Source organism: Streptomyces sp. NBC_01428 (assembly GCF_036231965.1).
Taxonomy (GTDB): domain Bacteria; phylum Actinomycetota; class Actinomycetes; order Streptomycetales; family Streptomycetaceae; genus Streptomyces.
On the sequence record NZ_CP109499.1, the window covers coordinates 340,593 to 352,720 of the forward strand.

At 70.4% G+C, this 12,128-nt stretch carries 14 protein-coding genes; 6 read left to right on the forward strand and 8 right to left on the reverse strand.

The genetic code is table 11. The annotated features are described in order from the left end of the window. Positions 1-28 precede the first annotated feature (28 nt). The gene (locus tag OG406_RS01250; protein ID WP_266619493.1) at positions 29-607 is read left to right on the forward strand and encodes a TetR/AcrR family transcriptional regulator; all 579 of its coding nucleotides are present in this window, start codon (positions 29-31) and stop codon (positions 605-607) included. A gap of 70 nt (positions 608-677) precedes the next feature. Here the strand turns inward: OG406_RS01250 and OG406_RS01255 are convergent, their stop codons facing one another. After that, positions 678-1,046 (reverse strand): VOC family protein, encoded by a 369-nt coding sequence (locus tag OG406_RS01255; RefSeq protein ID WP_267049876.1) that lies wholly within the window; start codon positions 1,044-1,046, stop codon positions 678-680. 414 nt (positions 1,047-1,460) lie between these two features. Continuing rightward, positions 1,461-2,384 carry a LysR family transcriptional regulator gene (locus OG406_RS01260; RefSeq protein WP_329183346.1) on the reverse strand — a complete coding sequence of 308 codons (924 nt, stop codon included), beginning with the start codon at positions 2,382-2,384 and terminating at the stop codon, positions 1,461-1,463. 130 nt (positions 2,385-2,514) lie between these two features. On the opposite strand from OG406_RS01260, the gene OG406_RS01265 reads away from it, so the two are divergent. Both OG406_RS01265 and OG406_RS01270 read left to right on the forward strand, forming a co-directional pair. Then, the gene (locus OG406_RS01265; RefSeq protein ID WP_164375961.1) at positions 2,515-3,348 is read left to right on the forward strand and encodes an inositol monophosphatase family protein; all 834 of its coding nucleotides are present in this window, start codon (positions 2,515-2,517) and stop codon (positions 3,346-3,348) included. A 41-nt stretch (positions 3,349-3,389) separates the two neighbouring features. Further along, complete coding sequence (locus OG406_RS01270; protein ID WP_329183348.1) at positions 3,390-3,986, forward strand: NADPH-dependent F420 reductase; 597 nt, start codon at positions 3,390-3,392, stop codon at positions 3,984-3,986. A gap of 45 nt (positions 3,987-4,031) precedes the next feature. On the opposite strand, the gene OG406_RS01275 is transcribed toward OG406_RS01270, so the two are convergent. The 4 genes from OG406_RS01275 to OG406_RS01290 all read right to left on the reverse strand — a co-directional run bounded on the left by OG406_RS01275 (position 4,032) and on the right by OG406_RS01290 (position 8,030). After that, the gene (locus OG406_RS01275) at positions 4,032-4,712 is read right to left on the reverse strand and encodes a GAP family protein (protein ID WP_267049873.1); all 681 of its coding nucleotides are present in this window, start codon (positions 4,710-4,712) and stop codon (positions 4,032-4,034) included. A gap of 2 nt (positions 4,713-4,714) precedes the next feature. Next, on the reverse strand, positions 4,715-6,037 hold the full coding sequence (locus tag OG406_RS01280; RefSeq protein ID WP_329183350.1) for a DUF1254 domain-containing protein: 1,323 nt from the start codon (positions 6,035-6,037) through the stop codon (positions 4,715-4,717). 104 nt (positions 6,038-6,141) lie between these two features. Then, positions 6,142-7,374, reverse strand: a complete 1,233-nt coding sequence (locus tag OG406_RS01285) for an MFS transporter (protein WP_329183352.1) — start codon at positions 7,372-7,374, stop codon at positions 6,142-6,144. A 302-nt stretch (positions 7,375-7,676) separates the two neighbouring features. Continuing rightward, entirely contained in the window at positions 7,677-8,030 is a 354-nt protein-coding gene (locus OG406_RS01290; protein ID WP_329183354.1) for a hypothetical protein, read from the reverse strand. A gap of 189 nt (positions 8,031-8,219) precedes the next feature. Between OG406_RS01290 and OG406_RS01295 the strand changes: the two genes are divergently transcribed. Beyond that, entirely contained in the window at positions 8,220-9,035 is an 816-nt protein-coding gene (locus tag OG406_RS01295; RefSeq protein ID WP_329183355.1) for a phosphotransferase, read from the forward strand. Positions 9,036-9,077: 42 nt separating this feature from the next. On the opposite strand, the gene OG406_RS01300 is transcribed toward OG406_RS01295, so the two are convergent. After that, complete coding sequence (locus tag OG406_RS01300) at positions 9,078-9,572, reverse strand: GNAT family N-acetyltransferase (protein WP_329183358.1); 495 nt, start codon at positions 9,570-9,572, stop codon at positions 9,078-9,080. Positions 9,573-9,741: 169 nt separating this feature from the next. Continuing rightward, positions 9,742-10,116, reverse strand: a complete 375-nt coding sequence (locus OG406_RS01305) for a VOC family protein (RefSeq protein ID WP_266850034.1) — start codon at positions 10,114-10,116, stop codon at positions 9,742-9,744. A gap of 141 nt (positions 10,117-10,257) precedes the next feature. On the opposite strand from OG406_RS01305, the gene OG406_RS01310 reads away from it, so the two are divergent. Next, a complete protein-coding gene (locus tag OG406_RS01310) occupies positions 10,258-11,361 on the forward strand; it encodes an ABC transporter substrate-binding protein (protein ID WP_329183359.1) in 1,104 nt (367 codons plus the stop codon). Between the two features lie 75 nt (positions 11,362-11,436). Further along, complete coding sequence (locus tag OG406_RS01315) at positions 11,437-12,087, forward strand: HAD family hydrolase (RefSeq protein ID WP_329190604.1); 651 nt, start codon at positions 11,437-11,439, stop codon at positions 12,085-12,087. Positions 12,088-12,128: the final 41 nt, after the last annotated feature.

Below are 12,128 nucleotides of genomic sequence, written 5' to 3' on the forward strand. Positions count from 1 at the left end.
GATTGTCTAGCGATGCTAGGATCGGGTCATGTCGGTACAGGAACGCAAGCAGCGCGAACGGGCCGAGCGCGAGCGCCTCATCGTGGCGACGGCCCGCGAACTCGCCGAGCAGCGAGGCTGGGACGCGGTCACCACCCGCCTCCTCGCTGAGCGCATCGAGTACAGCCAGCCGGTTCTCTACAGCCATTTCCGCGGGAAGCGCGAGATCATCGGCGCGGTGGCCATCGAGGGTGCGGCCGAAATGGCCGCGGAGCTACGGACCGCGACCTCCGCCGCGGCCGGCCCGCGCGCCCGGGTCACCGCTCTCGCTCACGCCTACCTCGACTTCGCCGAGCGGAACACGGCGGTGTACGACGCCCTGTTCCAGCTCGACGGCGGCCTCACGTTCGCGAACGAGGACACCCCGGAACCTCTGAAGGACGCCTTCGCCGCTCTGATGGAGACATTGGGCGAGGTCGCCGGGGACGGCGTCCACCCAGGGCTGTTCACCGAGGTGTTCTGGGCGGCCCTGCACGGGCTGGCGACCCTGACCCGGGCGGGACGACTGCCACGGGGGGACGCCGAGCGGAGGGTGGAGCTGTTGGTGGACCGGCTCGCCCAGTTCTGACCCGCGACCAGGCGGGCAGGCTGGGCCGTTCCGGCGGATGCGGACGAGTGCCGCACCGGCCGGAACCTCGTCAGCGCGCCGGGATCGGCTGGGTGAGGTTCACCGGGTTGCCGTCGGGGTCCTTGATGTGGGCGACGCGCTGCCCCCATGGCATGTCGTTGGGACCGCCGCTGACCGAGCCGCCCAACGCCGCCACCCGGGCGAGCGTCTCGTCCACGTCGTCGACATCGACGCTGAGGAGGATCCGGGACGCCGCGCCGGTCGCAGCGTCCTCCCTGGCCACGAGACCGAGGTCGGAGTCGCCGATGCGCAGGCCCACGTAGAAGGCCGGGCCCTCCGCCGGCACCCGGAAGCTCTCCTCGGCGCCGAACAACTTCGTGTAGAAGCCGAGCAGGGCGTCCTGGTCTGCCGTCACGATCACTGGCTGGATGGTGGACATGTCACTCCTGTCGTGAACGGTCGTGTCGTCGGGTAGACCGCTCGAAAGCGGCGAACTCATCGGCCTTCATCGGCGGACCGTCCAACCGGGAGATCAGCAGTACGGCGATGTGGAAAGCCCCGAACCCGCCCTCACCGCCTCGGATCTGCACGTGGTGATGTGCTGTGCGATGTGCACCGTTACCTGTACGCCATGCTGAGCTGCACTGTGTAGGGGGAGTCGAACCCCCGCGTTGCTCTTCACGCGCCAGGAGTGGGCCGGAAAACCGCCGGCCCTCGGCGTACGCACCTGCATTTCGCCCCGCCAGGTCCCTGACCAGCCACTCCAGGGGGCCGCAAGGGTCCGGAGCCGACCGCCCGTCCCCGCCCGGCCGCCGCGGCTCCGACAGGCCGCCTCACTCCCTGCGAACAGCCGTCACGTCGCCGCCTCGCCCCGATCGCTCACGTCCCCGGTCAGAGCCGTCCGCGCCAGGTCGCGCAGCCACGCGTGTGCGGGGTCGGTGTCGTAGCGCTGGTGCCAGGACAAGTACACGGGAGCCGACGGCAGTTCGAGCGGCAGCGGGAGGAGAACCAGACCCAGGTGCGCGGCGGCCGAGCGGGTCGTCGTTTCGGGAGCCGTGACGAGAAGGTCGGACTCGCGCACGAACTCCAGCCCGGTCGCCTCGGTGGGCGCGGTCGCCACCACCCGTCGCGTGAGGCCGAGTTGGGCCAGTGCTCCGTCGAGCGCGTTGTCGAACCTTCCCCTCCTGGAGATGGAGATGTGCTCGGCCTCGGCGTATCGCGCGGGACTGACCGTCTTCACGCGGGTGAGGGGATGCCCTTGCCGTACGACGATGACATGCCCGGTCTCCGCCAGCAGTTCGCCGTGGATCTCGGACTGGGCCGGACGATTCGCGTTGGCTTCGAGGTCGACTTCCCCGCGACGCAACTCAGGTGTGTCGACGCTCGATTCGGCGAGGAAGCGCAGCCGCACACCGGGCGCCTGCCTCCGCACCGCCGCGAGGAGACCGGGGCCGCCGTGGGCGACGAGGGAGTCGTGCCAGCGAAGGGTGAACGTTCGGTCCAGTGTCGCGAGGTCGAGTGCCCGACTCGGCGCCAGCACGCCGTGGACCTGCTGGAGCAGCTCATGCACCTGTTCCCGGACCGCGATCGCGTACGGAGTCGGGGTCATGGTGCGTCCGGTGCGCACCAGGATCTGATCCCCCGTCGTCCTGCGGATACGGCCGAGGCTTCGGCTCATCGCGGGTGCGGTCACGTGCAGGCGATCGGCGGCACCGGCCACGCTCCCTTCGTCGAGGAGGGCGTCGAGGGCGGCCAGCAGATTCAAATCCAGTTGCATGGGAGTCATTCTATCCGTGTTTTACATGCACTTGAGGTTATGGCTGCCTGCTCGTACCTTCGAGATGTGGGCAGGAGAGATCGACGAACTCCCCCGCATTCACCGCCCCTGCTGAGATGGGAGTACCGCCATGTCCGACTCGATTCAGAGCACAGGGAATGCCGCAGTCGCCGAGGCCGCGTCCGATGCCGACCTGCTGGCCGAGACCGCGATTGCCGTAGGCGCGGCGGGCTCGGTGCTGCGCGAGCGCTTCGGCGATGTGGTCCGCTACCGGACACGCGAGGAACTGATGAGCGCGCTCGCCGCCAACGACGACGCGGCCCTCGACGTCCTGCGCCCGCGCCTCGAGAGCCTGCGCCCTCAGGCCGGCTGGGTGGAGGAGGAGCTCGCGGGCGGGGCTCTTCCTTCCGGTGAGTGGTGGGTCGTCGATCCCGCCGAGGGCAATGTCAACCACCTGCACGGTCTGCCGGACTGGGGCGTCACCGCCACGCTCGTGCGCGACAACCAGCCGGTACTCACCGCGGTCCACCTTCCGCTGACCGGCGAGACATACACCGCGCTCGCGGGCGGTGGCGCCCACCTCGACGGCCGTCCGCTGCGCGTCTCCGAGACCACGGATCTCGGACTGAGCCTGGTGGCCACGAGCCAGGCCAGGCCGGACGAGGACCAGGCGGTCACCCGGCGCATCGGTTCCTCGATCACCGCGATGCTCGGCGACGCACTCGTGGTGCGCACGTCGGTGCCCGCGACCCTGCACCTGCTGAACGTCGCCGCAGGCCGGATCGACGCGTTCTGGCAGTTCGCCGGAGCCCGCGCGGACCTGCTTCCCGGCGCGCTCCTCGTGACCGAGGCCGGCGGGCGGATCTCCGACGCCGAGGGCCGCCCCTGGACGCCGGCGAGCGAGAGCCTGCTGGCCGCCGCACCCGGGGTGCACACCGCCGCCGTCGCCACGCTCTCCCGCTGACCACCCCTGACATCCAGCAACACCGGAAGGACCAGATCGCCATGACCAAGATCGCTGTACTCGGAAACGGCCGCGTCGGCGGCACCCTGTCCGCAGCCCTCACGGGGGCCGGGCACGACGTGACCGTCGCGGACAGCTCGCCCGGCGCTGCCGCCGAGGCTGCGCTCGGAGCCCAGATCGTCGTCAACGCGACGCCGGGCGCGAGTTCGTTGGAACGGCTCCTCGCTCTGCGGGAGGAGCTCGACGGCAAGATCCTCGTGGACGTCTCGAACGCCACCGTCGACGGCCCGGACGGGCTGCCCGCGGGCCTGCTCTACCCCGGCTCAAGCCTCGGCCGGCACCTCCAGGACGCCCTCCCCGGCACGCACGTGGTCAAGACGCTCAACACCATGCTGTTCACGGTGATGACCGCGCCCACCGCCCTCGCCCAGTCGCCCACGGTCTTCCTCTCGGGCGAGGACGCGGGAGCCAAGCAGGTCGTCCGCGGGCTTCTCGAAGACCTCGGCTGGCACCAGGACTGGATCACGGACCTCGGCGGGATCGAGACCGCGCAGGCGACCGAGGCCGCCGTGCTGTTCGTACCTCACGTGATCCGCTCCAGCGGGTTCGCCCCCTTCGCCGTCTCGATCAGTCGCTGAACGGGGCGAGCAGACCTCGCCGCACGTCGAGCCGCCGGCGGCCGGTCACGTGCTGAGCGCGCTGATGGCGTCTCCGATGTACTTGGCCCCCAGGATGCCCAGCACCGTGGTCATGATGGCGGCGTTGTGGGCCGACATCCATCCCTTCCAGCCGTTGAGCGTCTGGGCGGAGCGGTCGCCGCCGAGGAGGTAGACGGCCAGCGGCACGGTGGTGCAGAGCGAAGCGATCAGGACCATGACGACGCCCGCGACGGCCTTGCCTCCCGTGCCTGCCGTGCTCGCCGCGATGGCGAGGGCGCCGCCGAGGAGCAGGACGAGGTTCTTGGGATTGACCACCGCGAGGGCGGCGGCGAGGCCGGCCGCTCGGCCCGGGGTGAAATGATCGATGGCCTTCATCCAGCCGGGCTGTCGTGCCTCACGACCCTCACGCGGCCGGCCGGTGAACTGCTTGGCCGCGAGCAGGATGAACACGAGGCCCAGGGCCAGCTTGAGCCAGCTCGTCCAAGTGGCGGGCGACCCGCTGCCGGTGGTGGCGTCGCCGTTCGATCCGAGGACGACCAGGGCGGCCGTCGCACCGGCCAGACTCAGCGTCCAGCCCACGGTGAAGGCGATGCCGTTGGTGCGGCCTTGCGGGGTGGCGAGCATCAGGATGACGGCCACGAGGGGCAGCGGGCTGATCGCGATGCCGACCGCTGAGGGCAGCATCTGTCCGATGGCGTCCCCCATGGTCAGCGCCGCCCCGCGGTGAGGGCGGGAAGCTGCCAGGTGCCGTCGAGTACCGACGGGTCCGGTCCGTAGATGCGGATGACCACGGAGAAGGGGCCGTCGGGAGCGGGCAACCAGTTCGCCGCCCGGCGCGGGTCCTGGGGCCTGGCGTGCTGGACGTACAGGGTGAGGCCGCCGTCGCGGTCGTGGACGAGCCCCTCGGTGCGGTCGCCGATGGAGTAGCGGTCGAGGGGGTTGTCGACCAGAAGTCGCTCGGGCAGTCGATACAGGGTGGCCGACCAGAAGAACTGCGCTTGAGGCAGCCGATCGGCGCCGAAGTGAATCGTGTAGTCACGTTCGGCGGAGTCGGGCGGGCGGTTGCCCTCGCTGTCGACGGCCCAGCCGCCGTACCAGGCTTCCGCCGGCGGGAGACCGTACAGACCCTTGTCCGCGCCGACACCGCGGGCGAGGTAGTCGTCCCCCAGCTCCGCTCGGGTACCGAAGCATCCGGCCGATGTGGTCGCGCGGGCCTTGGCCTCCTCCAATCGCGCACGCCCGTCGGCGATCCCCTGTTCCATGGCGGCCCGGACGTCGGGCTCGAGGCGGGAGGGCTCGAACGTGCCGGCGCCGTTCACGCCGAGAGCCGCCAGTTCCTGCCGGAGTCCCTCCTGTTCGGAGAGGGCGGGGAAGAACCCGAGCAGGAAGTCCAGCACCGTGAAGAACTCGATGCTCGTGCCGGACTCCTCCCGCCAGACCGGCCAGTCGGGCTCGTCCGCCGGCGCCGGCGCGGCCTCACCGGTGTAGGCGCTGAGTGGCTGCAGCCCGTACTGCTCCTGAACGGCCCGCAGTTCCTCGATGTCCTTCTCCGTGGCGCCCGTGAGCGTGGTACGCCCGAGGCAGCCGACGAGCTGGGAGTCGGCGCGGAGTACACCGGCCGCGCCGTCAGGGAGTGGTCCCGTCCATCCGGGGCCGGCGATCACGTAGTCGCCGGCACCCTGGCCGGTGGTGCGGGCGCCGACGAAGCCGACGTACGTGGTGTCGAGATCATGGAAGGGGAGGACGTAGTACCGGTCCATGGCAGGTACCGAGACCACCCAGGGCTCGGCCCGAAGGTCGAGCCAGCACCACGAGTACGGTGTGTCGTTGTTCGGTGTCACGATGTCGGTGTTCTCCGGCCGTGAGGGCCTCGGATAGTGCCGGAACGTGCCGAAGCCCCCCACGTATCGGTGATCGTTGGAGTCGACGGCCTGCGTGTACAGCGTTCGGTAGTTCTCCAGCATCGGATGGCCGAAGATCCAGGCCCGAGCCGCCGTGTCCCGTACCGCGTCAAGGCTCGCACCGCTCATACGCACCGCCCTTGGAAGGTTGCTTACTTACCCTTTTCGGGAGTTTAGGGACGAGGCGAAGGTATGCGCGTTCCACGCGCCGGGCGCGGTTCCTGCAGGTGGGTTCAGTGCGTCTCCGCACCTCGACGCCCCCACCGCCCGCGGGATGTGCGCAGCACACGGAGGCCCGCCGCACTCTGAACGGTCATGGCGGCGGCGGCCGTGGCGGTGACCGCGAATCCGCCCTGAGGTCCGAACGTGTCGATCGCCCAGCCGGACAGCGCGGCCGCGGCAGCCGAACCCGCCGCGCCGGCGGCGCCGAGCCACGCGAATGCCTGGGTCAGGACGGTGTGGTCGACCGTGGCCTCCGTGAACACGGGGAAGAGCACGAGCAGAGGCGGGATCGCGGCTCCGGTCAGGATCACGACCAGGGCGAGCCCGAAGGGTGAGCCGACCGTGAACAACAGCATGGTGCCGAGGCTCAACACGCTTGTTGCCGCGACCAGTTGTACAGGCGGTGCCGCCCTCCATCGGCGCAGGCCGTAGAGCCATCCGGCCAGCAGACCGCTGAAGCTGGACGCCGCGAAGATCGGGCCGGCGGCGCCCGGCGCGCCGCACTCCACCGCGAGCCCGGTCACCGACACCTGCATGGCTCCGAAGAAGATCCCGATGGCAAGGTTGAGCCCCATCAGGAGCAGAACTGGTGCGCACAGCAACTGCCCTCTCCCCCTGGCGTGTTCGGCGTCTCCGGTCGAGGTGGCGGGTGCCGTGTCGCGCCGGGTGGCGAGGAACAGGCCGCCGAACACCGACAGAGACGCGGCCAGCACCAGGCCCGCGACGGCATGTCCGGCCGCGGCGAGGGCGCTGACCAGTGCGGGACCCACCAGGAAGGCGCCCGCGTTGCTGATCGACTCCAGGGCGAAGGCGGTGGGCAGTTCGGCGGCACGGTCCGGGCGCAGAAGCGCCGCCCAGCGTGCGGCGGACATCGCGCCGAGTTGGGGAACACTGCCACCGACCAGCCCTCCCCCGACGATCAGGAAGGTGTCGTCGGCATCTGCGGCGACCAGGGAGAGGAGGAGCGCCACGGCGACGGCGTGGGCGAGAAGAGTGGGTGGCAGGATGCGGGTCTGCCCGAACCGGTCGACCAGTCGGGCCAGTTGAGGGGCGCCGAGCGCCTCGGACACGGCGAACGCGCCGGTGACCAGGCCGGCGGCGGAGAAGGTACCGGTGTGGCTGTGCACGAGCCAGACGATGCTGAGGCTGGTCATCGCCACGCCGACGCGGCCCAGTGACGCCGGGAGGAAGAAGGCTGCGGCACCCGGGGTGCGCAGCAGGGAACGGTAGTTCGCCGATGGCACGGCGAGTCCTGTTCGCTGCCCGGCGGGACGGCCCACCGGGCCGTCGGTGCCCGACCGGACCGACCCGGGGTTGCCGTCTGGAACCGTCCAGTGCTGGCGCGGAGAGGGGGCACGCGCCCCGCACCGACTCCGTCACCGGGCAGAATTCTTGACGTGTTGTGGGCGTCCAGTCTCACCGCGGGGAGCGTTGATGTCCATCCCGCCCTGGCCGGCCACGTGCTGCGGAGCCCCGGTGCGGGACGGCCCGGCCGGGCTCGCAACCCCGCCGATCTGCCGTGGTACGTCCGAGCGCCACCGCCGGATCAGCCGCGGGTGACGGTGACTCCGCCGAGCAGCCCCCAGGCGTCGATACGGACCGTCGGCCCGCCGGGCTCGGTCGGGCCGTCGTCCTTCACTCCCCCGAGGCGGATGCCGTGGACCTCCACGACGACGTCGGGGCGGACCCGGAGGCTGACGCCGCCGATCAGGCTGAGCTTCGTGACGCGCAGTTCGGCACCGTCAGGGATGTCGATGTCCGTGAGGTCGATGTCGGCCCCTCCGATGAGGGACGCCGTGAGCGTGCGCTCGTGCAGCGTCGCGCCCTTGAGCCGGTGACCGCCGATCAGGCTCACCTTGACGTCGGTCTTCTGCGGCTTGCTGTCAGCTGTTTTCGTCATGAGAAGAAGGTAGATCCAGGGCGTCCGGCTCCCCCAGTGCCCGGCGTACGGCATTTCGCATGACAGGTGTCACGGGTCCGTCCGGACACGACCCCTCCGCACGACATCGACGTACAAGAACGCAATCCCACGGCATGCCGGTCGCCCTTCGGCGGCCCTCCCGGATCCCTCGGCGATAGCGTGACCCGTATGACGGCAGATGGTGCGGCGGCAGACCGTGAAGCGCTGGTCGGCGGGATGGCGAACGCCGGCGCCGTCTTCCGCCGGGGCGCGCTGGTGGAACGCCCGGCGCCGCCGAACGCGGTGGCGCTCCACGCCTACCTGCGTGCGCTGAAGAAGCACGGCTTCGACGCGGCTCCGACCCCGGTCGGCCTCTCCACGGACGGGCGCGAGCAGTTGACCTTCGTCCCGGGCGATGTCGCGCTCCCCCCGTACCCCCGGTGGGTGATGACGGACGCCGCCCTCGCGTCCGTGGGAAGCCTGCTTCGGCGCCTGCACAAGAGCAGTGCGGCGGTCGAGGTCGATCCGCACGTCACGTGGTCCGACGATCTCGCCGACCCGGAGGGAGGGACGATGCTGTGCCACAACGACGTGTGCCCGGACAACGTCGTCTTCCGTGACGGCAACGCCGCTGCGCTGATCGATTTCGACCTGGCGGCGCCCGGGCGCCCGCTCTGGGACCTCGCCATGACGGCCCGCTACTGGGTCCCGATGGTGGATCCCGAGTCCGCCGCCGGCTTCTACCCTCCGGGCCTCGTCGCATCGGTTCGACTGCGGATCCTCGCCGACAGCTACGGCCTCTCCCCACGGGAGCGCGGCGAGTTGCCCGGCGCCGTCGAACAGGCCACCGAGGTCTGCCGGGCCTTCGTCGCACGGCGCGTGGCCGACGGTGACCCGGTGTACGTGCGAGCGCTGGCGGAGCGCGGCGGTTGGGAGCGCTGGGACCGGATACAGGACTGGCTCGCGGCTCGGCGCGATACGTTCACGGCCGTACTGCTGCGGTGACCTCCAGGGTGTCCGGACGCCCCCCGGTGGGGACGTTCACGCTCAGTCGGTCAACGTGAGGAGAACTTCGTCGATTTCGGTCCCCCGGGCGTTCGCGAAGCCCCGCCCGGTGCCGGAGAGCACGAACCCGCAGTTCGTCAGGACCTTGATCGAGGCGAGGTTGTCCGCCGCCGCGCGGGCGTACACCGGCCGCTCCGTCGCGATGCCGAGCAGTGCCCGCAGCGCCGCGGTGGCCACCCCGCGGCCCCAGTAGTGCCGTCCGATCCAGTACGTGACCTCGCGCTCCTCAGGCGGTCCGAACACGGAGACGTGCCCGAGGATATCGGCGTCATCGATGTCACCACCGTCATCGGCAACGACGGCGCGCATCACGATCGCCGGATCTCGGCGGATCCGCGCCCAGTGGTCCTCGAACCATCTCTCGTCCGACGGGTCCTTGGCGGTGAACGCCGCCATACGACATCCTTCGGGATCGTTCGTCTGAGTGAAGAAGACGGGCAGGTCACTGTCCCGTACGTCACGCAGCCGTACCTTCATGCGGGCCTCCCGGCCGGTGATCGTGAGCCGTGGCGCAGTTCTCGGCGACGACGCCCGCGCAGTCGGACAGGCCGGCGCCTCGACGCCCCGGGTTCGGGGCGCTGGTTCATCTCTACACCAGGCCAACCGCACGCGTCAGGGCATTCGTCCCGCCGGGGGGCGAGGACCGTCACGCACCCGGAAGGAACAGGCAGAACAGATGGCCGTGCGGATCGCGGAGTACCCGTACGTCCTGCTGAGGCTGGTGTTCCTCCAACGTCGCTCCCAGGGCGCAGGCCCGCTCGGTCTCCTCCTCCAGGTCGTCGACCAGCAGGTCCAGATGCGCCTGCATCTGCTGAGTGCCCGGCCGTTGGGGCCATGTCGGAGGGGTGTGGTCGACCTCCAACTGGAAGCTCAGGCCGGGGCGTTCCCGTTCCGGGGCTTTCAGCCGGACCCACTCCGGAGCGCGATGGACCTCCTGCCAGCCGAGCAGTGTCCGGTAGAAGTCGGCCAGCGCGGGAGGATCGGGCGTGCCGAGGACGAAGGCGCCGAGTGTTGTGGTCATGCTTCGGGCCTTGCCCCCATCACTCCCGCCCATGCGTCCGCCCACCCCACGGACAGGGGTTCCCATGGTCAGCTGCCGCGAGCACCCGGACGCCTGCACGTGGGTAGGCTGCACGTCCGGATGCATGGGAGGTGGCCGCGTATGCGGGAGCCAGTCGGGGTGGATCGGCCTGACCGATCAGCCGTCAGGATCGGTGCCCTCGTGCCGTTGACCCGGCCCGGCTGGGCCGAGGCGGGCCGACACCTGCTCGCCGGACTCGAACTGGCCGTCCGTGACGTCAATGAAGGCGGCGGGATCGCCGGAAGGTCACTCGAACTGGTGGTCCGCGACACCGCGGCGGATCCGCAAAGGGCCGCGGCCGCCGTGGACGAACTGGATCGGCTTGGCGTGGCCGCCTTGGCCGCGGAGTACCACAGCGTCGTCGCGCGCACCGCGGCCGCAAGAGCCGACGCTCTCGGAGTGCCGTTCCTCTGCTCGTCCGCGGTTCTCGACGCGCTCACCGAACACCCCACGGACTGGGTCGCACGCCTCGCGCCGCCGCAGTCCCGCGGCTGGCAGCTGTACGCGGACTTCCTCCTCGGTTCGGGGCACGGTCGCATCGCCGTCGCAACACAGCCGAGTGCCTACTGGGCGTCGGGGACCCGCATTCTGCGCGAGTACGTCACCGCACGTGGGGGCAGCGTCGTCGAACTCGACATGACCGCGCTGACGCCCTTGGCCGTGTGCGAGAAACTCGTCGAGAACGAGGCGACGGTTCTCCTGCTGCTGGTCGGCCACCCGGACCCGGCGGTGTCCATCGTCCAGGCCGTCCGCCGCGATCAGCGCCTCGCCGACATCCTGATCGGCGCTCCGGCCGGACAACCGGAACTCGCCGACTGGAAGACCTTGTTGGGTAGCGAGGGCGCCGCGATCCCGTTCCTCCGCTATCTGCCCGAGCACCTCACCCCACTCGGCACCCGTGTCGCAGAGGCCCTCGTCGAGCGGCTGGCCCAAGCACCTTCCTTCGTCGCCTTCGAGGGCTACGACACGGTCACCGTCCTCGCCGACATGCTGCGCACTCACGGCGTGGACCGGAACCGCATCGCCGCCGCCTGGCCTCGCGTTGCCGTCGAGGGCACCCGAGGACTGATCCAGTTCTCCCGCACACCGGGCATCAGCGTCTGGCAGTGGGGCGGTACGCCGATCCAGGTCGCGGATCGCGACCCCGCCGAACTCGACAGATTCCGGATCCTCCATGCGAGCTGAGGGCGAGCGGAGCCTGCGCTTCCCGATACGTCCGGAACTTCGGAGCCCGTGATCACCTGGCCCTATGCTGCAGCGGTGATCAAACCGATCGAGCTGGTGATATTCGACTGCGACGGCGTGCTGGTCGACAGCGAACGCATCGCGGTACGCGTTCAGGTCGCCCTCGGCGCCGCCCTTGGCTGGCCTCTCACCCACCAGGATGTCGTTGCACGGTTCATCGGGCGCTCACACGCCGCCATCCGCGAGCAAGTGGCGGCTCAGCTGGGTCACGAGACAGCCGCGGCATGGTCGGCCCAGTTCGAAGAGCGTCATCGCGAGGCCGTGGACGCCGAGCTTCTGCCGGTCGAGGGGCTGCCGGAGGCACTCGACATGATCACGCTCCCCACCTGCGTCGCCTCCAGCGGCTCGCACGACAAGATGAGACACACCTTGGACCGTACCGGGCTGTACGAACGCTTCGCGGGCCGGATCTACAGTGCCGCCGAGGTCGCCCACGGCAAGCCCGCGCCCGACCTGTTCCTGCATGCCGCACAGCACATGGGCGTCGATCCCGCGGCCTGCGTCGTCGTGGAGGACAGCCGGCCGGGCGTCCGCGCGGCCCGCGCCGCAGGCATGCGGTCCTTCGGTTACGCCGGCGGACTCACTCCGGCCGAGGACCTCGCGGGCCCAGGCACCGTCATCTTCCACGACATGCGCGAACTGCCCGCCCTGCTCGCCGAACAGTGAACCCCGCCGCCCTCCGGCCTGCGTCCCGCCCAGTCGGACCC

Coding starts and splice junctions, on each gene's coding strand:
- OG406_RS01250 (WP_266619493.1), top strand. CDS start 29: ATGTCGGTACAGGAACGCAAGCAGCGCGAACGGGCCGAGCGCGAGCGC.
- OG406_RS01255 (WP_267049876.1), bottom strand. CDS start 1,046: ATGTCCACCATCCAGCCAGTGATCGTGACGGCAGACCAGGACGCCCTG.
- OG406_RS01260 (WP_329183346.1), bottom strand. CDS start 2,384: ATGCAACTGGATTTGAATCTGCTGGCCGCCCTCGACGCCCTCCTCGAC.
- OG406_RS01265 (WP_164375961.1), top strand. CDS start 2,515: ATGTCCGACTCGATTCAGAGCACAGGGAATGCCGCAGTCGCCGAGGCC.
- OG406_RS01270 (WP_329183348.1), top strand. CDS start 3,390: ATGACCAAGATCGCTGTACTCGGAAACGGCCGCGTCGGCGGCACCCTG.
- OG406_RS01275 (WP_267049873.1), bottom strand. CDS start 4,712: ATGGGGGACGCCATCGGACAGATGCTGCCCTCAGCGGTCGGCATCGCG.
- OG406_RS01280 (WP_329183350.1), bottom strand. CDS start 6,037: ATGAGCGGTGCGAGCCTTGACGCGGTACGGGACACGGCGGCTCGGGCC.
- OG406_RS01290 (WP_329183354.1), bottom strand. CDS start 8,030: ATGACGAAAACAGCTGACAGCAAGCCGCAGAAGACCGACGTCAAGGTG.
- OG406_RS01295 (WP_329183355.1), top strand. CDS start 8,220: ATGACGGCAGATGGTGCGGCGGCAGACCGTGAAGCGCTGGTCGGCGGG.
- OG406_RS01300 (WP_329183358.1), bottom strand. CDS start 9,572: ATGAAGGTACGGCTGCGTGACGTACGGGACAGTGACCTGCCCGTCTTC.
- OG406_RS01305 (WP_266850034.1), bottom strand. CDS start 10,116: ATGACCACAACACTCGGCGCCTTCGTCCTCGGCACGCCCGATCCTCCC.
- OG406_RS01310 (WP_329183359.1), top strand. CDS start 10,258: ATGCGGGAGCCAGTCGGGGTGGATCGGCCTGACCGATCAGCCGTCAGG.